Annotated in this window: 25 protein-coding genes and 1 pseudogene; 1 reads left to right on the top strand and 25 read right to left on the bottom strand. The window is 48.1% G+C overall.

The features are described 5' to 3' along the window. Positions 1–738, top strand: a 738-nt coding sequence (locus LLF78_04400) for an HD domain-containing protein (protein MCE5201733.1), incomplete at its 5' end; no start/stop codon positions are given. A 133-nt stretch (positions 739–871) separates the two neighbouring features. Here LLF78_04400 and LLF78_04405 read toward each other — a convergent pair. The 25 genes and pseudogenes from LLF78_04405 to LLF78_04525 form a co-directional block, all read right to left on the bottom strand. After that, positions 872–1,306 (bottom strand): ethanolamine utilization protein EutQ, encoded by a 435-nt coding sequence (locus LLF78_04405; GenBank protein MCE5201734.1) that lies wholly within the window; start codon positions 1,304–1,306, stop codon positions 872–874. Between the two features lie 36 nt (positions 1,307–1,342). Next, positions 1,343–2,569 carry an ethanolamine utilization protein EutH gene (locus tag LLF78_04410; GenBank protein MCE5201735.1) on the bottom strand — a complete coding sequence of 409 codons (1,227 nt, stop codon included), beginning with the start codon at positions 2,567–2,569 and terminating at the stop codon, positions 1,343–1,345. 30 nt (positions 2,570–2,599) lie between these two features. Next, entirely contained in the window at positions 2,600–3,139 is a 540-nt protein-coding gene (locus tag LLF78_04415) for a BMC domain-containing protein (protein MCE5201736.1), read from the bottom strand. Beyond that, on the bottom strand, positions 3,136–4,500 hold the full coding sequence (locus LLF78_04420) for a 4Fe-4S dicluster domain-containing protein (protein ID MCE5201737.1): 1,365 nt from the start codon (positions 4,498–4,500) through the stop codon (positions 3,136–3,138). Before LLF78_04420 ends, LLF78_04415 begins: the two co-directional genes overlap by 4 nt. A gap of 16 nt (positions 4,501–4,516) precedes the next feature. Next, entirely contained in the window at positions 4,517–4,798 is a 282-nt protein-coding gene (locus LLF78_04425; GenBank protein ID MCE5201738.1) for a EutN/CcmL family microcompartment protein, read from the bottom strand. Between the two features lie 23 nt (positions 4,799–4,821). Then, a complete protein-coding gene (locus LLF78_04430; protein ID MCE5201739.1) occupies positions 4,822–5,124 on the bottom strand; it encodes a hypothetical protein in 303 nt (100 codons plus the stop codon). Between the two features lie 20 nt (positions 5,125–5,144). Next, positions 5,145–5,963, bottom strand: coding sequence for an ethanolamine utilization protein EutJ (eutJ, locus tag LLF78_04435; protein MCE5201740.1), 819 nt, complete (start codon positions 5,961–5,963; stop codon positions 5,145–5,147). A gap of 22 nt (positions 5,964–5,985) precedes the next feature. Continuing rightward, positions 5,986–6,597 carry a phosphate propanoyltransferase gene (gene pduL / locus LLF78_04440; protein MCE5201741.1) on the bottom strand — a complete coding sequence of 204 codons (612 nt, stop codon included), beginning with the start codon at positions 6,595–6,597 and terminating at the stop codon, positions 5,986–5,988. 16 nt (positions 6,598–6,613) lie between these two features. Then, positions 6,614–7,426 carry an ATP-binding protein gene (locus LLF78_04445; GenBank protein ID MCE5201742.1) on the bottom strand — a complete coding sequence of 271 codons (813 nt, stop codon included), beginning with the start codon at positions 7,424–7,426 and terminating at the stop codon, positions 6,614–6,616. Between the two features lie 32 nt (positions 7,427–7,458). Then, positions 7,459–7,746, bottom strand: a complete 288-nt coding sequence (gene eutM / locus LLF78_04450) for an ethanolamine utilization microcompartment protein EutM (GenBank protein MCE5201743.1) — start codon at positions 7,744–7,746, stop codon at positions 7,459–7,461. Positions 7,747–7,779: 33 nt separating this feature from the next. Further along, entirely contained in the window at positions 7,780–8,064 is a 285-nt protein-coding gene (eutM, locus tag LLF78_04455; GenBank protein MCE5201744.1) for an ethanolamine utilization microcompartment protein EutM, read from the bottom strand. 21 nt (positions 8,065–8,085) lie between these two features. After that, positions 8,086–9,558, bottom strand: a complete 1,473-nt coding sequence (locus LLF78_04460) for an acetaldehyde dehydrogenase (acetylating) (protein MCE5201745.1) — start codon at positions 9,556–9,558, stop codon at positions 8,086–8,088. 414 nt (positions 9,559–9,972) lie between these two features. Further along, positions 9,973–10,206: pseudogene (locus LLF78_04465) on the bottom strand (BMC domain-containing protein). 49 nt (positions 10,207–10,255) lie between these two features. Next, positions 10,256–10,906: an ethanolamine utilization microcompartment protein EutL gene (gene eutL, locus LLF78_04470; GenBank protein MCE5201746.1), complete on the bottom strand. Its 651-nt coding sequence runs from the start codon at positions 10,904–10,906 to the stop codon at positions 10,256–10,258. A 19-nt stretch (positions 10,907–10,925) separates the two neighbouring features. Beyond that, on the bottom strand, positions 10,926–11,810 hold the full coding sequence (gene eutC, locus LLF78_04475; GenBank protein ID MCE5201747.1) for an ethanolamine ammonia-lyase subunit EutC: 885 nt from the start codon (positions 11,808–11,810) through the stop codon (positions 10,926–10,928). A gap of 19 nt (positions 11,811–11,829) precedes the next feature. Then, a complete protein-coding gene (locus LLF78_04480) occupies positions 11,830–13,200 on the bottom strand; it encodes an ethanolamine ammonia-lyase subunit EutB (GenBank protein MCE5201748.1) in 1,371 nt (456 codons plus the stop codon). Positions 13,201–13,235: 35 nt separating this feature from the next. Next, positions 13,236–14,687 carry an ethanolamine ammonia-lyase reactivating factor EutA gene (locus LLF78_04485; protein ID MCE5201749.1) on the bottom strand — a complete coding sequence of 484 codons (1,452 nt, stop codon included), beginning with the start codon at positions 14,685–14,687 and terminating at the stop codon, positions 13,236–13,238. A gap of 133 nt (positions 14,688–14,820) precedes the next feature. Further along, positions 14,821–16,236: a sensor histidine kinase gene (locus LLF78_04490; protein MCE5201750.1), complete on the bottom strand. Its 1,416-nt coding sequence runs from the start codon at positions 16,234–16,236 to the stop codon at positions 14,821–14,823. Continuing rightward, a complete protein-coding gene (locus LLF78_04495; protein ID MCE5201751.1) occupies positions 16,215–16,826 on the bottom strand; it encodes a response regulator in 612 nt (203 codons plus the stop codon). The genes LLF78_04490 and LLF78_04495 overlap by 22 nt, the downstream gene beginning before the upstream one ends. Then, the gene (locus LLF78_04500) at positions 16,813–17,280 is read right to left on the bottom strand and encodes a EutP/PduV family microcompartment system protein (protein MCE5201752.1); all 468 of its coding nucleotides are present in this window, start codon (positions 17,278–17,280) and stop codon (positions 16,813–16,815) included. Before LLF78_04500 ends, LLF78_04495 begins: the two co-directional genes overlap by 14 nt. Then, a complete protein-coding gene (locus tag LLF78_04505) occupies positions 17,277–17,627 on the bottom strand; it encodes a BMC domain-containing protein (GenBank protein ID MCE5201753.1) in 351 nt (116 codons plus the stop codon). Before LLF78_04505 ends, LLF78_04500 begins: the two co-directional genes overlap by 4 nt. A 39-nt stretch (positions 17,628–17,666) precedes the next feature. Continuing rightward, positions 17,667–18,857, bottom strand: a complete 1,191-nt coding sequence (locus tag LLF78_04510; GenBank protein MCE5201754.1) for an iron-containing alcohol dehydrogenase — start codon at positions 18,855–18,857, stop codon at positions 17,667–17,669. A 338-nt stretch (positions 18,858–19,195) separates the two neighbouring features. Continuing rightward, positions 19,196–19,354, bottom strand: a complete 159-nt coding sequence (locus tag LLF78_04515; protein MCE5201755.1) for a rubredoxin — start codon at positions 19,352–19,354, stop codon at positions 19,196–19,198. A gap of 77 nt (positions 19,355–19,431) precedes the next feature. Continuing rightward, complete coding sequence (locus tag LLF78_04520) at positions 19,432–20,523, bottom strand: Xaa-Pro peptidase family protein (GenBank protein ID MCE5201756.1); 1,092 nt, start codon at positions 20,521–20,523, stop codon at positions 19,432–19,434. After that, positions 20,516–21,508, bottom strand: coding sequence for a hydrogenase expression protein (locus tag LLF78_04525; protein MCE5201757.1), 993 nt, complete (start codon positions 21,506–21,508; stop codon positions 20,516–20,518). The genes LLF78_04520 and LLF78_04525 overlap by 8 nt, the downstream gene beginning before the upstream one ends. Positions 21,509–21,550 lie beyond the last annotated feature (42 nt).

A 21,550-nucleotide genomic window follows, 5' to 3' on the forward strand; every position in this document is an offset into this window, starting at 1 on the left:
GAATGGTTCAAAGTCTTCACAGATAGTTATAAGACAGAAGGTATGCTCCACCCTATGCTTGACCTCAAGCTCAAACACAGCAAAAGGGTTTCTGAAATATGCTCTGAAATAGCTGATTCAATGGGATGGGACGAGTATGGAGACAGCTGTCTGGCACATACTGCAGGTCTTCTGCATGACGTGGGAAGATTTCCTCAATACAGTAAATACAGCACCTTTTTCGACAGCATCAGCGTTGACCATGGAGACCTGGGTGCCGAAATAATCTCAAAAGAATTTAACTGGGATGGCATCCCTGAAAATTGCAGGGAAAATCTCATATCGGCTGTTAAGTTCCACAACAAGAAAACAGTACCCACCGGACTGAAGCTAGGCCCTTATAAGTGGTCGTGCATGGTCAGGGATGCAGATAAAATCGACATCTACAGGATGGTAGAGGAACGTATCGACAAAGGAACGATATTTGAAATGCTCCCAAGACACCGGATGGCGGAAGGACTTTCACCTGATCTTGTGGAAGAAATAAAGGCAACGGGCTCAGGGTCCTATTCAAATGCCCGCTCCCTTCAGGATTACAGGCTGATACAGCTGACCTGGGGCTGCGACCTGAATTTTCCGGTATCTGTGGCTACGATCAAAAAAGAAAAAATAATAGAGAGGATCCGTGAAGACCTCAGGCCGTACGGGGCAAATGATCTTGTCGACAATTTAATAAGCCGCATATATTCCATGGCGTAAAAAGATTAAATACAATACCTCCTATAGTCAGGGGCTTATCATCTGACTATAGGAGGTATTTAATGTTATTCACAAAACACGTGCCATCTTAAAAAACATAAAAGCATCGATTGACAACACGCTCAGATATGGGTCATTGCTGTGACCAGTTTGCGGGATAGACGAAGTAAGCGAACCTCGCCTTACAGGGAGTCCGGAAGTGGATATGGGAATCCTTCGGTATGTAGATGATGTCTCCCGGTCCCCCGGATATCAGGCGGCCATCGATATTGATCTCCAGAGTGCCTTCCAGCACAAGGTCATATTCGTCATATCTGAGAGTCCATTCAAGGCTGGAATGGTCGAGTTCCATTATGCCGGCACCGATCCTGGGAGCCTCCTCAAGTGTAGTTATATCTTTAAGCGAGACACCTTCAGTTTCAAAAGGTTCACATTTGACAGTGTCTGTTTTGATCATCATTACTCCGCTTTGATCGCGCACTTTGACGAAGTCTTCTTTTGGGATGCCCAAAGCCTCTTTTACGACTTCAGTAACTATTTTGCGTATAATGTCTTCGCTCACGTTCATTCATTCTCACTCCTCTATTCCCTGATCTGCAAATTTTTACGCTTTGTCACCGGTCTTTATCTTAGACAGAAGTTTGGGCGACAGAATATTTGCAAGGATGAGAGCAGTAACGCCGGCAACAAGTTTGCCAACGATGACAGGGAAGATCATTTCCTTGTTGACGCCTGCGGTAAAGCCAAGGTGGTCACCAAAGACAAAAGCTGCCGAGACAGCAAACGCAACATTCAGCAGTTTGCCTTTCGGATCCATCTGATCCATTATGTTGAACATTGCGATGTTGTTTGCAAGATTGGCAACCATTCCGGCAGATGCAACTTCATTCATTCCCAGCGCGCTTCCGACCTTCTCAAGCGCTTTGCCAAAGGTCCTCGTTATCCACTTGACCATCGGGAAAGCTCCGATCAGGACGATGGCGATTTGTCCGCATATGAGGAGACCTGATTCAAGAGGAACAACTCCATCGTTCTTTTCCGGATCTACCATAATATCGAACAGAGGGAAACGGATCCCCGTCAGGTATTCAAATACAGCGATGGCTGTGAATATCGTGATAAGTATGGTAACAGCTGTTCCAAATTTATTGAATCCGCGGATCATGGTGTCAGGGATCACCCAAAGACCGATACAAATCAGCCCGGCAATGATAATGACCGGAATGAGATTGACAAGGACCGTGCCCAATGCGATCTTATAGGGAGTCATATTCATAACAAGACCGCCTGCTATGCACCCGATCGGAACCGTAATAAGTCCTGCAAGTATGCCGGCACCAAGGTACGGGCGGTCTTCAGGCTTTATGATGGAGAGCGCGACAGGGATCGTGAACACAATGGTCGGCCCCATCATCGTTCCAAGAATAAGCCCTGCAAAGTTGCCTACTGATTCGTTCGACGCAAGTTTCATGGCAAGCGGATATCCCCCCATGTCACACGCAAGCAAAGTTGTGGCAAACATGGATGCGTCTGCTCCCACCATATTGTAAATAGGCACGATGAACGGTTTAAGAATTATTGCAAGAACAGGCGCTGCCGCCACGACTCCGGCCATTGCGATCGCAAGGGGCCCCATAGCGTTGAATCCGTTGTCAAATTCTTCACCGTATCCCAATTTATTGCCGCGGATCTTATCGACCGCTCCAACGATCATAAAAATCATCATGATAAATATGATTACAGTGTTGACAGAGAGGTTAGTTACCCAGCCGCTTAAACTTTCCGTAAAGACTCCGGTGTTAGTAATATTATCGATCAACTCCTGAAACATCCAAATCGCCTCCTAGTTATAAGTGCTGTTTCATAGCAGTGAACTCAGAACTCGCGGGTCGGGATGAGGTATCACAGAAGTGCCGACCAGAAGTTCTGTACACTTGCTTGCGGCATCGACTGCCGCGCGCACTGAACCTACATCGCCGGTCAATGTGACGAATCCCTTGCCGCCTATTGCAAATCCCACACGGACTTCGATCAGTGTAATGTTTGCCGCCTTCGCGGCAGTATCTGCTGCAATTATGGCCGATGCCACAGAATAGAATTCAAGCACTCCAACGGCCTTGAACTCCGTGATCTGTGAGGTTAGAGAGACAGCTGGAATGACTTGAGGATGGATATTTGGAATAAGCAGGGTGTCTATGAGGCATTCTGCCGCACATATCTTGCCCGCCTTGATCGACGATGTCACGCCGTCAGTATCCCCTGCGATTATTACCATGTATTTGCCGGGGCAAAATGAAGTCGCTCGCAGCAATTCAACTTTTGCAGCCTTGAGCATACAGTCACATGATTCGATCCCACGCGCGATGCTTCCAAGTTCTATCATTCCCAATGCATTTTTCATCTGCTGTCACCCCACTTGATCAAATCAATATGCACGCCGTCATCGGTAACCTCGCGGACGACCCCGCATACTCCGCAGTGGATGTTGGCTGATACGCCCTGCTGTGCCGAAGCTATGAGCTGACCTTTTTCCACTTTGTCGCCGGCTGCAACTTGAACTATTGCGGGTTTACCGAGGTGTTGCTGAAAGGGGACAAATATTTTTTCGGGCACAAATTCAATACAACTGTCAGCCGCATGCTGCCCATACCATGAAGAAATGCCGATACGTGCCGCCAGGCGTCCGGTAGGTATACGGCTGTGATCAATGGCTTTCAGTGCCACAGGGGCCAAATTACGCCCTTTTTTATAGCCTTTCAAGCTTATTTGTTGTTTAAAATAGTCATTGACTTTCCTTGGTGAAAGTCCCATCGGACATGAGTACAAGTCACAAACACCGCAGTCACAGCAGTTAAGCGAATCTCCGAAACAGCGAACATATTCATCTTTGTCAATTATCAAAGATTCACGCCACAGGTTGCGCATAACGAGATGCGGTCTTATTTCATGTCCCAAAAGATAGCGCGGACACAGGTCGGTACACATGCGGCACTGGATACAGGCGCTCCTGCTCTGATGCTTGATCCTTTCAAGCGACAGTCCGGAGCGCCTGACAAGATAATGATCTCGCGGCAGTACGATGATGTTCCCGGTAGTTTTCGTCACTACGGCCCTTGAAATCGCTAGGGGATCGTCAATGATTTTGCCCATCATGGGGCCGCCGACTATGACAGCATAGTCCTGAACCAGTGGCGCAGCCTCACGGATGCAGTCTGCAACAAACGTGCCTACAGGGACTTTGAGTATGACCGGCGCCTTGATCTCTCCTGTAACAGAGAGTATTTTCTCCATCACAGGGATACCTTCAAGAGCATTATGGATATTCAGCATCGTCCCTACGTTGTCAACAACCGTACAGACATCAAGCGGCAAACCGCGCTCTGGTACGACCCTCCCAGTCACGTAGTGCACCATTATCTGTTCATCCCCTGCAGGATAGAAGGTAGGCATCCGCACTATCTCCACATCAGTTCCGGCCGTCAGTACAGCTGAAGACAGAGCTTCTGTCTCGGCCTCATACTGCCCCTTAAGTGCTATTATTTTTTTATGCGCACCCAGGTGTTCTGCAGTATTTATTATCGCATGGATAATCCCCTCGGCCTCATTGCGACACAGATACTTGTCTGCCTCTGACAGCGGCTCGCATTCTGCTGCGTTGATGATGAGATACTCTACCTGTGAATCCAGCTTTATATGGGTAGGAAAACCTGCGCCTCCTGCACCGACAACACCCGCAGCTTTTACGGTCTCAATAAAGTCCATCACCATGAACCCTCTTTCAGAGACATTCCGTCTCTATCTCGCTGCCTTCTACGATCGCTATGACAGAAGCATCTATCGGATTTGACATATTCCCAGTCGCGCTTCTTGCCGAGCTGCCACTCACGTAAATAATGGTCTCCCCTATTCCTGCACCGATCATATCTGTTGCAACTATGGGCACTTCATCAACAGAGCCGTCAATTATGTTGATCGGCTGCAGTATGAGCAGCTTAAAACCGGAAAGCCTCTCCTCCTTTCGCGTCGCCCAGATATTGCCTATTACTTTTGCTATCTTCATGCCCTACACCTCTCAATATCTGTTCAGGCTTTGATCACTTTGATCCCGTTTTTCTCCGCGTATTCTTTGGCAAGATCAGTCATTATCGTGTTTGAAGCAATACATATGCAGTTATAGCCCTCGTTTCTGCACTTATACATGTCCTTTTCGGTAATGACTCTTTTATCAAACATCTTTTCTTTGCATTGCACCTGCTCCGTCTCTGAGATGGCCCCGGGCGCTTCCGCAGCAGAACATTTGTTTTCCTTCGCAGAAGCCGCTTCCGTCTCCATTATCCTGGCGATTACACGGGACAGAATCTCACTGACTAAAGACTCGTAGTCCATACTCTCTACCTCCATTCGGTTCAAACTTTGCAGTTGACAGCAATCCCCGCAGGTGTCACAAGGAGCGGATAAGCCGTTTTGACTGTCCTGATGCCGGTAACGTTTTCAAAAACTGTTTCTATGTCCGTAAAGCAGCTTGTCCCCCCGCATAAATAGATCGCCTCTGTCGCCTGCCTGTCGATATGCTTCATCACTATCGTCGCCATTTTTTCCATGACAGCTTTAACGACCGGCAGCATTTCCCTGTGACGTGAGAAGTCTGTCTTTAACTTTTCGGCTTCAGGTAACGGGATATGATAGTTGCCTGCGATAACGAGCGTCAGGTGTATGCCTCCGGTGGGTTCGTCGTATATTTCGGTAACGACTCCGTCATTAAGTACGGCGAGGCCTGTTGTTCCTCCGCCAATGTCCACCACGGCTCCATTGCTGATGCAGTATATTGAATTGGCAGCGGAGGGTTCGTCCAAAATATTTGTCACTTCAAAACCTGCTCCTTCCGCCACATATCGATGTGTGCGAACACTGCTCAAGGTGCCTGCAGGCATTGCTATGGCACAGTTTACAAGTTCGTCTCCCAGGCGCTTTTCCGCACGTGTCTTCAATTCCTTTACGACCTTCAGCGCCCCTGCATAATCCACGACAACTCCGTCTCTGAGCACATCAGCTGCCTGTTCTTCACATACTACCGGGTTATCATCCTTATCCAGCACCACAAGCACTATATAAGCGGTTCCAAGATCTAGTCCGCACTTATATACCGGTTCTGCCGGCTTAAAGGTTTTTTTCCCGGACTCTGCCACCCTTTTCATATAGGTGTTGATCCTTTCGAGATCTGGCATCTGACGTTTTTCCCCCCCCCCGTTACCTTAATATCCTGCCAAGAGTGAAGCCGCTTACCCCTGCCGCGTTTGCCTCGTCAAAATCAATATGCATCTTATAGCGATAGTTGTCGCCCACCCTTAAAATAACATCCTGCAGAATGACGGGCCTGTCAGTATATAACTGTACGCTGACACGTTCCTTGTCGTGAAATCCGTGGATCTCTGCGACATCAGGGGGAACATGTACATGTCTTTGGGCTACAATTGCTCCATGCAAAGCCGTTATGCTGCCTTTCGGACCTTCAATCGTAACTTGTGCGGATCCGTCCAGATCTCCCGATTCACGGAGCGGAGCCGGTACTCCTATCGCGATCGCATCGCTCCTTGAAAGCTCTATTTGCGTCCTCGAACGGACAGGACCGAGAACAGCAATGTTGTCCAGCCTCCCCTTTGGACCGATCAGGCATACACGTTCTTCTGACAGGTACTCTCCCGGCTGAGAGAGTTGCTTTGCCGGCGTCAGCCCCTCACCTTTTCCAAAGAGAGCCTCAACATCCTCTGCGGCAAGATGAACATGTCTGGCTGAGACTTCTACCTGTACAAGAGCTGCACTGTTTATCGCCTTAAGAACTAGTGATACTATGTCGGGCATTCGTGTGCTCACTCCTTTACATTGTCTGATAGTCACCAGCCAGATACATGCACATCATTACGTGTATTGCACTTGAGAGCCTGTTCAGCCCTTCTATGATATCCTTGCGTTCGTATCCGCCTTTGATCTTGAAAGCCGCCGCAGCCGATACTTCCACTTCACGAATCGAAGTCCTAAGCTGGTTTAGAAGAGCATATTCCTTTCCAAGCGTGTGATCCGGCAGCACCATCTGCTTTATTGAATAATATTTCATCGGATCGTGCGAACGGGCGCGAAGTTCAGCGTAAGTGAGGCCAAGAACGCTGTCGTTCAGGAACGGTTCGTTCGTTACCTCGCAGCGCATTATATTGCGCATTACACTAAGTATCTCCCCGATATCTTTAATGAGATTCGTGCTGCCGCCGGATTCCTTTATGACAGCCTGGTCGAGTACAGCCAACGCCTGTGTACTGTCAAGTTTTCCACGGAAGACTATCCTTGGATGGTCCTTCGGTACAAGTTCACTTCCATGGAGGTGCGTCATGTACTCCGGCTTTTCATTATAATAAGCGCCTGTTTCAAAATCAGTGAATCTGCCTGCACAACCATGGTCCGTGATCTCAGAGTGACCGGACGGCACGGTGGCTGCTTTTGTTTTTTCCGATGCTTCGTTCGCTTCTGGGACCGGGTTATACCTTAGTTTCATAGCAGTAAGGTCAATTTTTATCTTGCGCTGCTGAAGGTATTCGCGTGCAGCAGGGGAGAGCATCTTCCCCTCGGGGACTTTGTAAGATTCCGGTTGTACAGCACGCAATTCATCTCGCAGAATGGCTTCTGTGATGACCTTCATATTTGCTCCCCCCTATCAGGGTTTACTCAACATTACTTCTCCGGGCTTGGAAGGATCGATTCAACTTCCTCGTGCGGACGCGGTATAACATGTACGGAGATAAGTTCGCCGACTCTCTCTGCTGCAGCTGCGCCTGCATCAGTAGCTGCCTTGACTGCCCCGACATCACCGCGCACCATTACTGTTACAAGCCCCCCACCTACGTGTACTTTTCCTATAAGGGTCACGTTTGCTGCCTTTACCATTGCATCTGATGCTTCAATAGAAGCTACGAGCCCCTTTGTTTCGACCATTCCGAGTGCCTGCTGGTTGTTTGACATTTTTGTCTTCTCCTTTCCATCTCGATCACTGATCTAGTCGTGAAGTTTTGGAAGTATGAACTCAACTTCTTCATGCGGACGCGGTATTACATGCACGGAGATAAGCTGACCGACCCTTTCTGCCGCAGCGGCACCTGCGTCAGTAGCTGCCTTTACAGCTCCGACATCACCGCGCACCATTACTGTAACAAGTCCTCCTCCCACATGAACTTTGCCGATCAGTTTTACATTAGCTGCTTTGACCATAGCATCGGAAGCTTCTATCGATGCCACAAGCCCCTTTGTTTCGACCATCCCCAGTGCCTGAAGCTCTGCCATTGTCCATTCCTCCTCTGTCTTTTATGCAGCATTGACTTTTTCAAGAATCTTTTTAACTATGGCGCTCACATCAATGTCGGAAACATCCAATGAGCAGCTGCCGTCTATGGATCTCCTGGCAGAATCCCTGATCGCTTCGATCTCAAGTTTTCCTGCCGCAATAAAACGTTTGTTTAGAAGGTTCATAGGACCTACATTATCTGAGGTCGCACTTCCGCCTTCTGCGCCGCATCCAAGCGTCAGAGAGGGCATCAGGCCTGTAGACGCTCCGATCCCTCCCAAAGCGCTCAGGGTATTTACTACAATACGTGATGCGGGTACGCGTTCAGCAAAATATTTGATCATTTCTCCATTTTGCGTATGGATGGAAAAAGTATGTCCTGCGCCTTCGTAGTGGAGTATCTCACAGCACATAGCACAGACTTTTTCATAGTTGGCAGCACTGAAGAAAGCAAGTATGGGCGCAAGCTTTTCGTTTGAGAAAGGATGCCCGCGTCCTACTCCTGTCTCTTTTGCCACCAGGACTCTAGTCCCTTGCGGGACGTTTATCTCTGCTAGATCTGCAATAACAGATACGTCCCGTCCTACGATCTGGGGATTCATGCTGCCGTCGCACCGAAGGATAAACCCGCCAAGTTTTTCTCTCTCTTCGTCGTTAAGGAAGTAAGCTCCCTGACTGGTCATCTCGGACCGGACGGTTTCCACCATGTCGTCATCGCATATCACAGACTGTTCTGAAGAACATATAGTACCGTTGTCGAACGTCTTCGAATCAAGAATGCGTTTCACGGCAGCTTTTAAATCCGCTGTCCGTTCAATGTAAGCCGGTCCGTTGCCCGGACCTACGCCGATCGCCGGAGTTCCTGAAGAATAGGCGGCTCTGACCATTGCTGCTCCTCCTGTCGCAAGGATCATGGCAGTATCGTGGTGGCGCATGAGTACCTCTGTCGCCTGCAAAGTAGGGATGGTTATGCATCCGACAAGGTTCTCATTAGCCCCTGTTTCCGCGATCGCCTGACGTATGACCTTGACTGTTTCAAGTATGCAGCGCTGCGCCGACGGGTGCGGGGAAAAAACTATTGCATTCCCTGATTTTATAGAGATCTCTGCCTTGTAAAGTGCGGTCGAAGTCGGATTTGTTGAAGGGATAAGTCCGGCGATGACCCCCATTGGAACAGCCAGAGTCGTTACACCCAGTTCTTCATTTCTTTCTATCTCACCGATAGTCTTCATGTTTTTGATGTACTCATAAACACCACGGCTGGCGAATACATTCTTGATCGCCTTGTCGGCAGGAACTCCGAAACCGGTCTCTTCACAGGCCATTTTGCCTAATCGTTCAGAATTACGGACTCCGGCATCTGCAATAGACTTAACGATCCTGTCAACATATTCCTGACTCTTGCCTAAAAGCTCCTGCTGCGCTGCCTTCGCAGCACTTACGAGCTGGCGTACCTCCTGAACCGACAGAAGGTCTTTGTCATACAACTGCATATGCTACTCCCCCTGTCTTCCTTGTTCTTTAATGGCAGCTATCAGGACATCCCTTTTTGCGCGCCGGATCTCTTTGCTTGTCATTCCCTTAATGCCAATATCAACAGCAAGCTTACGCAGCCTGGTCAATGACATCTCCTCAAATCCGGTGTCCGTATTGACATCTTCCTGTTCGGCAGGGGCCGTTTCTGAAGTTTGTGCAGGTTCACCTGCATGAACAGATCCTTGCCAACCGGTTTCTTCAGTACCAGAAATGTCTTCATGCTCATCCTCTGCATTATTCTGTTCGTCGATGACAAGCTCGTCCTTCTTCGTTTCATCTTTCTGTTCTTCGACAAAGCAGCAAGATTTTGGCGCGGCCGGATCGTTACAAATCGGCACAGAAATATCTATCATTCGGTAAACCGATTCGTCAGGATGCGGGATCACATGCACCGATACGACTTCGCAAAACTGGCCTACCGCAGCAACAGCAGCATCTATTGCTGCCTTTACTGCACCGACATCACCGGTGACTAAGACAGATACCAATCCACCGGTAACCAGAGTTACGCCCAACCTGTGCACATTTGCAGCTTTGAGTGCGCTATCCAGAGCTTCTACAGCCGCCAGGTATCCGTGGACTTCAATCATGCCAAGGGCTTGCATTTTATCCCCCCTCCCTCTGCATACGCTTCATGACCGACCATGCGTTCTCCTACTGTCTTGGGTTTTCCGCGACAAACTCGACGGCTGCCGCAAAAGCTTCGCATGCCGACTTACAGGCTGACTGGCTGCCGGTGAGAAGTGCGCCTCCGAAGTTCGTCTCTGACGGGGGACTATAAAGAACACACATGGTGACATCTGCCGCTTTCAGTGCAGCATCTACACCATAGAGGGCTTCGAGCGGGGGGGCGATCAGGTATGCAAGGGCTTCTCCTTCGGGCACGCCTGCACTTTCTGAGAGGTATGAACCTGTGCGTGATATGCAGAAAGCATAATACGGTATGGAATCATCCTCGTTTGCTGACACAAAATGTGCGACATTCTCGATCATATTAACTGCTGCCGCGAGTCCGCTCTTGACTTCGGCAGGGTTTGGCCCGGCAAGTATCCCGATTATCTCTCCGGCAAGCTTTGTATTTGCGTTTGCAGCTCCGCCGTAGAAGCTCTTCGCATATACCACCTTAACATCAGCCGCTTTCGTGGCTTCGTCCAATGCGGTATATGTGACATCGTCACAGTCGGCCGTAAGCAGGGCTATCGATTTCTGTTCCGGCTTGAGCCCAAGTGATTTCGCGAGATCATGATCAACGTTGGGTATTATTTTGGTTGCAAGTACTTTGGCCGGTAATGGGTCTCTCTTCATGGCTATCCCTCCTGTTTGTCTACAATTTCAGATCTGTCCCGCAGCTTTTGCGGTCGAGCACCGTCTTTATCAGTTCTGCGACGTGAGCTCCCGCTTCAACTGAAGGAGTGCCAGCCTTGTGGATATTTGACACGACTGAGCGTCGTGCTTCAGGCATTCCGACTGTTCCCTTATATGTAATGTATGCGGACATTGATTCTGCAGTGATAAGCCCGGGACGTTCGCCAATGAGAACGCAGGTCACTGTCGCACCTGTGATCTCTGTGACATGATCCATAGCCCCTACCCGTCCGTACTCAAGGAAAAAGGGAGTTCCGACATCGATGCCGTAGCTCGAAAGGCCCTGCATTATCGCCGGCAGCAAATCGGCAATATTAGCTGAGACTGATGCCGAGCTTAGTCCGTCGGATACAAAAATCTGGACAGTCGGGTTTTTCTTACATTTCTGCTTAATGGTCTCTACCGCTTCGTCATTCAGCTTCCTGCCAAGATCCGGTCTTGTAAGAAATATGTCTTTGTTGTCACACTGGGATCTTACTGAGAAAAGCCCCATCTTTTCGAGAAATTCTTGATCAACGACAGAGAAGACTGCATCCTGAGCTGCAGAGTGAGCCGCGCGAAACTGCAGTACAGGGTCCGTCTTATAGCGTGCACCGGCCTTGCCTATTCCAAGGCGGCACGGAGCGTATTGCTTAAGTTCGTAATAGGCGTCCCTGTTGACCGGATTCTCAACAAGATACTGTTTACGGATGTCCACTTCCGTAACATCAGGAATGAACCCTTCCTCGCAACCGGAGTCTGCTCTGCACAGCGGTGCCGGTTTGACCGGTGCCGACATGCCTGATATATTCATTTCGCTGAGTACCTGCTCGATTATCCCTCTGAGTGCATTTTGTTCAATCATAGTCTTTTCGCCTCCTCTCTTACTTGCTCAGGAAGACTGAAGCATCCCCGGCAAGCGGTGTAAGTTTCCCGTTTTCGGAAAAACCCATTTTTTCCAGCCACTGGTCAAACTCTTTTATCGGACGGAGTCCGAATGTCTCACGCAGAGCTGCTGCTTCGTGATATCCTGTGCACTGGTACATGAGCATGCAGTCATCACCCTGAGGAACTCCCATGATATAGTTGCATCCCGCTGCTACCAGAAGTGTCGCAAGATTTTCTATGTCGTTCTGGTCCGCTTTCATGTGATTTGTGTAGCATGCGTCACAGCCCATCGGAATTCCCGTAAGCTTGCCCATGAAATGATCTTCAAGGCCTGCACGGATGACCTGTTTAGAATCGTAAAGGTACTCAGGTCCTATGAAACCAACGACTGTGTTGACGATATACGGCTGGTAACGTTTGGCAAAACCGTAGCAACGCGCCTCCATAGTCACCTGGTCCCACCCGTTGTGGGATTCCGATGACAGCTCCGCACCCTGTCCGGTTTCAAAATACATGACGTTTGGTCCGGTGGATGTACCTTTGTGGAGCATCATATCCCGGCCTTCATCGAGCATCTGAGTTGTGATCCCGAACGCCTCGTTGCCTTTTTGAGAACCGGCTATTGACTGAAACATAAGGTCTATCGGGGCATTGAATTTGTTCGCTGCGTCTGTCTGTGTCGTCACGTGAGCCAGGACGCTTATCTGTGTCGGTATCTCCCACTTACGCTTGAATTCGTCAAACATATTTAGGATCCTAACGACATTTTCAACTGAATCGTCGACCGGATTCAATCCAAGGACAGCATCCCCGCAGCCGAGACTGAATCCTTCCATTACCGAAGCCATGATGCCCTTGGGATCGTCCGTGGTATGGTTCGGCTGAAGCCTTGATGAGAATGTCCCCGGAAGGCCGATCGTCGTATTGCAGTGCGCTGAAACTCTCATCTTCTTCGCAGCGTATATTAGGTCCAGGTTGCTCATAAGTTTGCAGACAGCTGCAACCATCTCGCTTGTTAGGCCTCTTGACACGCGTCTTATCATAGCTGTGTCCGTTTTTTCGCTGAGCAGCCACTCTCTGAATTCGCCTACCGTCATGTTCTTGAATCCATCGAAGATCTTTTCGTTGACAGCATCCTGAATGACCCGGGTAACTTCATCATCCTCATAAGGTACTGCCGGTGTGTTGCGAAGCTCATTCATATTGACATGAGAGAGAACGACCTTCGCAGCGACCCTTTCTTCTGCTGATTCAGCTCCAATGCCAGCGAGACGGTCTCCCGACTTTTCTTCGTTGGCTTTGGCCATCACTTCGCGCAGGGATTTAAACTCGTAGCTATGTCCGAACAGTTTTGTCTTAAGCTTCATGCTGACCTCTCACCTCTCTATTGAAATTTCACTGATCAAGAATTAAAGATCAAAGTCTTGATCACCACAGGCAATACATGCCCACCGCAAACCGGTTCTCCGATATCGATGTAATCGCCGCTCAAAGCCCTGATGCCGTCAATGCATACCATTGGTTTCTTATGGTTCAGCCTGACATTTAACGCATGCCCGAGTGCTTTTCCAATATCGTGTTCCACGACCAGGATCAACGGATACTGACCGTTTATCACCTCCTCTGCTCCAACTGCTATCGCGTTTGCCAGATACTGGATGTCTGAGAAAGTGTTATAGTTGTATCCTGCAAAAGCAATAGCTATCTGCTCCAGCTTGCCTTCGGGCTTGTATAGTGGTATCTGAGAGCGAATCGATGCAATGATTTTTTCACTTGAAGATTCCTCTGTTTTGCCGATACTCAGAATCGGGATGTTTTTAATAGGAAGCAGGCCTTGGGTGAACAGGATCGTGCTCCCGCTTATTTCTGTCGTGTGGACTCCCGCTCCGACTACTGTTGCGCGTATCGTCTCTGCAGGAACGATCGTTTGGACCTGTTTAAAATATTTATTGTTTCTGACAGCCTCTCCCAGAAGCACTCCTATATCACCGTAACGGTAGACATCCCCGGATGTCTGGCTGCCGTTGTAGATACAGTCGGCAACACCTCCGGAAAAAGTCAGCGCTTCTATTTTCGGGATGTCATGCAATCCTTTTCCGTTGTTTGTATATATGTAGTCGATCGACTTATCTGCAGGAGCCAGTCCGATCGACTGAGAGAGCACATCTGCCATGATCGACACTGTTCTACGGAGCAGTCCCTCGTCTGCGGCATCGCCGGCATTAATAGAAATGCCATTTTCACTTGCAAGCTGTCTGATTTTTGGAAAGACAGACACTATCCTGCCCTTTTCTACGCGGATCAGTCTTCCTCCGATGTCAATACACGTAACACCGGCCAGCCGCCCATTGTCATATACCGCAATGTTCGTTGTACCTCCTCCGATGTCAAGATTAGCCATTACGCACCTTTTTTCTCTGGAAGCAACATCTGTTCCAGCACCCCTTGCTGACAGTACAGATTCCAGGCCCGGACCTGCTATTGCTACGACAAAATCTCCGGAAGAATCGGATAAAGCCTTTAAAACCTGGTTTGCGTTTTTCTTTCTTGCCATGTCTCCTGTGATTATTACTGCACCGCTGTGCACCATATGCGGGGTCATTCCGGCCTTGCGGTACTCTTCACTTACAATTTTTTTAATTGCTTCGGTGTTTATCTCTGTTGGTGAAAGTAAGGGAGTAAAATATATGTCACTTTTGTAAACGACCTGCTTGTCCACAATTGATATCCTCGGGACAGTAAAATTGCTCGCTCTGTTTTCAACGGTCAGCTGGCTAAAGATCACGTTTGTAGTGGTCGTTCCTATATCTATACCAACGCTGGATATTACCTGTTTGGAAATGACATTGCTCATAAATTATTCCTCCCAAATACGAACGCAGCTCCGCTGCAAGGGCAATTGCACCCTGAAGCGGAGCTGCGTCACTCCGATCACTTGTGAGCGGCTTTACGTTGCGGACTCACACGTGTTTAAAATTTAAAATATCTCAACTTACCTTAAAATCAAATGATGCACATGTACCATGTCTGTTAGAATCTATTTTAAAATTTCCGCCAAGCTTATCTTTGACAAGCGCCCTGACAATAGTAAGCCCAAGGTGGTTCGTTTCCGTCGAGTCAAACCCGCATCCGTCGTCGATCACTTTGATCGTGGAATAGAGATCGCCTTTTGAGACTATGATCCTTACCGTTCCGACATGCCTTCCCGGGAATGCATGCTCGATCGAATTCTGAAGCAATTCGTTAACTACAAGAGCCACTGATGTTGAAACATCCGCGTCTGCCTGGAAGTCATCTCCTTCGAGAGTAACTTCTATCCTGATGTTCACGTTGCTGTTGCTGTCTTCAAAGTATTGCAGAGCGTTATTTGTAATATTGATGATAACTTCCCCTATGTTGACCCTGTCGATCCCAACCTGAGAAAGAAGTTCATGTGTTACTGCTATCGACAGTATCCGGCTCATGCTTTCGCGCAGTACCATCTGTGTTTCGGGGTCATTTGCCCTTCTTACCTGGAGACGGAGCAGGCTGGCGATTGTCTGGAGATTATTCTTGATCCTGTGGTGCATTTCCTGGATAGCAACGGATTTTAGAATAAGTTCCCTCTCTCGTTCTTTCTTATCCGTAATGTCACGTATAATGAGAGCAAACCCCATCCCCTGCGAAGAGAGATCCACGTGCCTTATTACAAGACAGTTGTTTCCAAGCCCTACCTCAACTTCCGTAAGTCCGGAAATATCATCTTCCGTGTCGGAAGGACAGATCTGAATGATGTTATGGTAAGGTTGTCCCAGAATGTCGTTTACATAGCCAAATTTTTTATACAGCTTGCTGGCAAGCGAATTGCGATAAGCTACATACCCGTCCTTGTCTACAATCACCAGAGCTTCGTCAATGCACTCGGTCAGCCAATTATGTTCCTCCGTCATATGAGTTATTGCGCTTGCTATGCGGTTATAGCTCTGCTGGGAAAAGTGGAGGCGTTCACTCTGTGCTCTCTCTTCATCAACCCTTTTTTCCCGGATGAGTACACCGATCACCCGTCCCTCGTTTTTTATAGGTTCCACAGTCTGGATGACATGAGTATTCTCTTGCGTGATCGCTTTCATCTGTTTAGTCGCTATGCCGAGCTTAAGTGTGCGCGCAACTGCCGGCTCATTTTGCGGTTTAGCCAGAAGACCTACTACTGTGTTTCTGTAAGACGAAGGCACATAATCGGGTTTTGCCTCTGCAACAACTATTGCGTCCTCAGACGTCGAAGGGCAGTCAATAAAAATATCTGCATCCTCGAGATTTGCAAGAGGCTTGAGTACGACAGACATTCCTTCGATAATAGAAATGTCGTGGTCGCTGAGATCAGTATATTCCTTACAAAGAAGAGCTACTGTGCTTTCCTCCGGCATCTGGTATCCACCTTGGTCTGTTGAAGGATCAAATCGGCAACATGACGCATCGAGGTCGATTTGCACAAGCTGAGATTCTTTATGTATCTGTAAGCCTCTTCCTCTGTCATGGACAGTTCCTCCATGACACGTCCCTTCGCTCTTTCAATTATCGTCCTGTTTTCAAAACGCTCGGATATCTCGTTGATATCTCTCCTAAGCTTCTTGATTTCATGTATGTGTTTGAACAGCAGTTCGATGGTTGGTATAAGAGACTTTGCATTAATTGGTTTTACCAGATATCCGCTTATCCCGATGACCTTTGCTTCTTCAACAAATTCCTTTTCTCCATAAGCAGTAAGCAGTACTACCGCATCAGCAAGATTTTCCTCTATTATAAGCCTGGATGCCGAGAGTCCGTCGAGATATGGCATTTTAATATCCATCAAGACAAGATCGGGGTGGTGTTTCTTACATGCTTCCACTGCATCAAAACCGTCCCCTGCCTCTGCAACAACATTGTAACCGGACTCCTGAAGAAGTTCACGCAAATCCATTCTGGTAATAGGCTCATCATCGGCTATAAGGATATTAAGCTTATCGTCTTTCATCCGTTGTTTCCTCCGTATAAGAAATTTCGCAGACAAAGTCATCTAGGCCTTTTCCTGTCAACGCACTTGTGACAAATATTACTTTGGCCCCTGCCATCTTTAGGAAAGTCCTTGCATTGCTTATCTGTGTATCCGTAGCAATATCGGCTTTTGTGACCAGTCCTATGACCGGCTTGCAGAAAAGCGCCCCGTATGCGGGGGGAAAGAGTGTTCCGTCCTCTGTCGCATCCTGCACAAAAACGATCACGTCCGCGTCTGTTGCAGCTACTGTAAGAGATCCCCTAAAAGAATATCTTTCAAAATATTCTCCCGGCGTATCCAGTATAAAGTCGTCGATCAATGTGAGGGTCTGAGTTTTGTGATAACGTACGTCACTGTCCGTTATACGCTGACTTAATGTAGTTTTGCCGGACATCGTCCTGCCTACCAGTATTATACGCTTTCTGCGGCTCATGTCTTCGTTACATTTGTCGGAGCAAAGCCCATGTATGTACAGAGCGTGTATATTACATCCTGCATAGCAGCCTCTACTGCCGCTACATCTCCGGTGATCAGAAGTGAACCGTTAAATCTGTCAACAAAACCGATATTTATATTTGCTGCCTTCGAAGCAACATCAGCCGCTATCATGGCACCCTCGCTGGGAGTTATTGTAAAAATTCCAATAGATCCTTGCGCATCGATAAGACCAAGTTTAGCGTAGAGCTGCTGGACAGGATTGGCTATGACATGCGCCAGTGTCACTTGCTTGCCAGGGACAAATTCCTGGATTATCCTTACTTTGTTTTCTTTTGTCGCCACTTACATCGCTCTCTTTTCTCAGAGGAATAAATGCCGTTGTCAGTGTTCTCCGTTGTATGCTTTTCGAAAAAGATCAACAACTTCGTCTCTTGAACATTTTATTGGGTTTGATGCCAATGTAGGGTCAGCCATCACTGCATCTGCAAGCGGATCAAGGGCAGCTTCAAAATCACGCCGCGATATCCCTGCGTCTTTGACAGAGGTAGGAATGTGCAGTTTTTCAATAAGAATTCTGACGGCTCGTACGGCACCTAGCGCATTTTGGCGCAAAACCGAAGTTTTAAGGATCCTCACAGCACGTACAGCGTCGACCGTACTCTGCCGCAAAGCTGATGTTTCTACATCCAGTATAGCTGCTATCTCGGCATAACGGACCGCTGTGTCGGTAAGTTCTGTCGAGCAGCCTGCGTTAAAGTTCATCGTATAAGTAAGGAATATACCGTTAGCCCGTCCGTGCGGCACATGGAATTTTGCACCTAGAGCATGAGCCATCGCGTGGTTCAGACCAAGTCCCGAGTTGCTGAACGCGATCCCGGCCATACAGGCAGCATTGTGGACCGCCTGGCGAGCATGGATATCATCCGGGTTTGAATATGCCCTGTGAAGGTTCTTGTGTATAAGTTTGATAGCCTTCTCTGCCATGGCGTCGGAAAAATCGTTGCGTTCTTTGGAAACAAATGATTCTATAGCATGTGTCAGCACGTCGATACCGGTATCGGCAGTAACCGCAGGAGGTACGCTCAGGGTAAGGCCTGCGTCCAGGAGAGCCGCCTCCGGCAGCAGCCTGTCGTCAACAATTGGATATTTGATCTGTTTTACAGTATCCGAAATAACGGAGTAACGGCTGACCTCAGAACCGGTACCGCTTGTGGTAGGGATAACGATTAGACGGTAGTGCTTTTCATCATCGAGGCTTTCAGCAAAGAATTTGATCGCCTTCGCAGCATCTGCCACAGAACCGCCGCCAAAAGCCACTATGTTCTCGGCTTTGGTTCTGGCAAGAATTTCTATCCCAGATGCTACTGTCTCCGTGTCAGGATCGGAGCGAACATCTGAAAAAATCGAATAATTTACGCCGGCGGACCCAAAATAGTCAGTGACATATTTTACTTTGCCGCTTTGATACATATGCATATCTGTGACTATAAGGACGTTGTTCAGTCCGTACAGTGCACTTGCAAGAGCTTCGGCTCCCATATATATCTTTACCGGCATGTTAAATATAAACACCTGGACACCCCTGTCAAAACGCAAAAATCGCCCTAAACATACGTTTAGGACGTTCCGTCACGCCCAAAGCAGTCACACCACTACATCGTAGCATGCTAAATTAACAAACTCAGACTATATTAAATTCTTAATTTTGTCAATAATACAAATTGAACTAAAATTGGTTGTACAGTCTCCTCCAAAATGAATATATAGAGTAGAAATTGCGCTTACTTCAAATCGGGGACTTACTTAAAAAAATAGTGAAACCCCCTCATGTCAGCATGCTGCACTACGCTGACGACAAGGAGGTTTATAAGATACCAATATGGTTTCAGATCCTAAATTTCTGTTCGAATTTACTGAGCCTCGAACATGTCTTTGCCTACACCGCATACAGGGCAGGCCCAGTCATCGGGGATCTCTTCAAAAGGTGTTCCCGGGGCAACTCCTGAATCAGGATCTCCTGCTTCCGGATCATAAACATAACCGCAAACGGTGCATACATACTTCTTCATCGTCCATAGTCCTCCTTTTAAATTGGCCCTTATTAACAGCCTCTGTTACCAAAATCATTGTCATTCTAACATTGTTTTTATACACGGTAAAAAGACTGTTCCAATTTTCCCGTCAACCTTTTTCCCGCCTGCTCAATTATAAGGTAATTATCCTCTAATCTCAATCCTCCCCAGCCATCAATATATATGCCGGGTTCGATCGTGACAACGTCATTCATATTCAATTCATACGAATATTTAGAAGAAAGATAAGGTATCTCGTGTATTTCAATGCCCAGTCCGTGACCCAGTCCATGTGTAAAATATTTGCCCAGACCCACTGATTCCAGGACGTCATATGCTGTTTTGTACACATCGGTTCCCGTTGCTCCGCATCGGAGGGCTCTGAAAGCCACATTGTGTGCCTCTGACAGTATTTCATGATAATCTTTTGCACGGGGATCCGGTTCACCGAATGAAAAATTTCTTGTGATGTCACAGAAGTACCCGTTGTATCTGACACCAAAGTCAACGGTGACCCATTCTCCCCTTGTCATTTCCTTCTTCGTGGCCCTTCCGTGAGGCATCGAGCTTCGTGTTCCTGACGCAACTATCATCTCAAATCCGGTCTCTCCGCCAAATTTAATGATATTGAAATTGAGGAGGGCCTCAAATTCTTTCTCTGTCATTCCGAGCCTTACGAGGCTTAATGTCTCCAGGAAAGCATCTGCGGCTATCTCACCGGACCTCATGATAAACCGGACCTCCTGTTCGTCCTTTGAACGACGGAGCTCTGATATCAGGTTAGCCCCATCGCTCCATCTCGTATTTTTAGCGGAGGACAGTTTTTCCCATGTTGAGTGGGAGGTTTTTGTTGCTTCACAAAGTATCTTTTGCGCACCGTGAGCGGATATGCTTTCAATAAGATCATCGACCAGGCTGCTTTTTTGTCCGGATGGCCGGTAAGGGGACTGCTTCTCGCCCTGCTCTCTGTACCTGCCGTCAAGTATAAGTTCTACAGAATCTTTATAAACTGCCAGAGCCCCCGATGTACCCCTAAAACCGCTGAGGTAATAGAGTGTTTCCCAGTTACAGCTTTCTTCTGTCAGGACGACAAAAGCATCTGTACCTGTTTTTGCCATCTCCTCCCGCAGTTTTTCAGCTCTTTTCAGGATAAACTTATTATCCATTCTTTGCTCCACCCATCTTAAGGAGTCTCCAGAGCTCCTCTGAAGGTTCGGGAACGGGACCCTGAAGCTTATCTCCCATCGATCCGACAACAGCTGCATCAATATTTATTTTTGATAGTTCGCTGAGCGCTTCCTCTGTCATATTTGCGGGGACTGCTGCAAGAAGGCTGCCCGAGGCAATAAGTCGCAGCGGATCGAATCCAAGCGCTTCTGCCGCCCTGGCTGTAAGGGGATGGATCGGAACAGCATCATAGTCAATTTCTGCGCTGAGACCGCTCAGAGACGAAATCTCACCTATTCCTCCCATGAAACCTCCTTCAGTGGGATCATGCATAAACTTGGCAATCTTTCTTAATGCTCTGGATTCTTCGAGCACCGATGTCTTTTCAGCCCATGAAACCATCTCGGTTATCTCTGCTTCAGACATGAAGGGTTTCAAAAGCTCCGGCTTGTCTGTCGCCAGGATAGACATGCCCTCGATCCCTATATGTTTAGTGACTATCAGAGCGTCTCCGGGCTTCAGTTCACTCGCTCTCAGCACTCTGTCAGCTGTGCCTATGAGGGCTCCCATGATCACAGGCCTATCATATCTGTCGTTGAACTCAGTATGGCCTCCGGCCACAGCGATGCCCTGAGCAAGACATTCTTCGTGTATTTCACTCATTATCCTTGCTGCACCATCTTCCCCCCATGAAGGAGGAAGGATGAGTGTAACGGCAAGATAAGCCGGATCTCCGCCCTTGGATGCTATATCGTTTGAATTTATCCTTACCAGCAGTCTCCCCGCACCTTTTTCCGAGCCTACGATGGGATCGGATGAAAAGACAAGGTACTTTCCTTTCGGCCACTCGATGACAGCCGCATCCTCTCCCACTGCCGGGCCGACGAGAAGCTCTTGGCGTACTGCCCCGATGTAGCGCAGTACGTTCCGCTTAAGAGCTTCCGGCGAGAGTTTTCCGGATGGAAGTCCTTTGGTCTCGTCCATTTTCAGTCACCTGTTTCTTATCGAATATATACAGCCGCAGTA

It is taken from the genome of Synergistaceae bacterium (assembly GCA_021372895.1).
GTDB lineage: Bacteria > Synergistota > Synergistia > Synergistales > Synergistaceae > JAJFTP01.